Genomic DNA, 1,256 nt, shown 5'->3' with positions numbered 1-1,256 from the left:
GTCCTGGACCGACCCGGCCATTCTGGCGATCGCCGACAAGGTGGCGCCGCATGCCATCACCTTTGAACCCGGCGCGCCCGAGCTGGGTGCCACAGTGTCGGTGCTTCTGCGCGGCGGTGAGCGTTTCGAATACCACCAGCGAGCCCCGCGAGGCTTTGCAGAAAACCCCGCCTCCGATGCCGACCTGGCCGACAAGTTCAAGCGCCTGGTGTCTGGCTTGATCGATGACGACACGGCGCGGCTCATCATGCAGGCGGTGGATCAATTGGAAGACATGGCGCGGTCGTCGCTCCTGCATGAACTCTTGACTGCCTGAAGGGCAAGGAAACCATGACGAACACGATGCTCGATCCCACTGCGATCGCAGTGCCGTCCCACGTACCACCGGAGTTGGTGCGCGACGTGGACGTCTACCAGATCACCGTCGGCGACGACCCGCAGAAGGACTACAAGGAGCGCTTTCAGGGCGAGCCCGACATCTTCTACATTCGGCGCACGGCGCGTGATCCGCAGTGGGGCAACTGGGTTGTGACCCGGCTCGACGATGTCCAGACCATCCTGCAAGATCCCGATACCTTTTCCAGCCGTCACATCGCCGGGTTCGACCGGGCCTTGGGCGGTGAGGAATGGTTGGCCTATCCGGTGGAGGCAGACCCGCCCGATCACGGCAAGTTTCGCGCCCTGTTGAACCCCTTGTTCTCGCCCGCGCGTACGAAGACGCTCGAGGCCCACATGCGCAAGCACACGATCGGCGTGATCGAGGCGGCCATGAAAGACGGGCGGGTCGATTTCTGCGTTCTTGCGTCGCAACTGCCGGCGGGCATCTTCAGCCACCTGCTGGGGATCTCGGTGCCGGAGACGCTGGACGTGATGGGCAATGTGCGTCGCATCCTGCACAGCGGCTACGACGCGGCCAAACGAAAAGCGGGCATCGAATGGCTGATGGCCTTCGAGAAGGAGTTGATCGCGCGCCGCATGAACGACCGCGGCGACGACATGATCAGCCTGATGCTGGACGCGCGCATCGACGGCAGGCCCCTGACCCAGAAGGAGATCTTCGGCCTGTTCTTCTTCTTCCTGCTGGCAGGTCTGGACACCGTTGCCGGCGCCCTCGGCCTGCACTTCCGCCACCTGGCCCTCGACGTGCCGCTGCGCCAGCGCTTGGTGAAGGATCCTTCGGCGATCCCGCAGACCATTGAAGAACTGCTGCGGCGCTACAGCCAGATCAGCACCAACCGATTCGTCACCCGCGACAT

General features: G+C 63.6%; 1 protein-coding gene and 1 pseudogene. Both read left to right on the top strand.

The features are described 5' to 3' along the window. Positions 1-316: pseudogene (locus tag AC1DY5_RS56160) on the top strand (hypothetical protein); the annotation flags it as partial. A 14-nt stretch (positions 317-330) separates the two neighbouring features. After that, positions 331-1,256 (top strand): cytochrome P450 family protein (locus AC1DY5_RS56155; protein WP_478122794.1); only part of this gene is annotated, 926 nt, incomplete at its 3' end.

The sequence above is a fragment of the Variovorax sp. P4_D9 genome (genome assembly GCF_056401695.1).
This window is presented reverse-complemented; position numbering and strand designations above follow the sequence as displayed.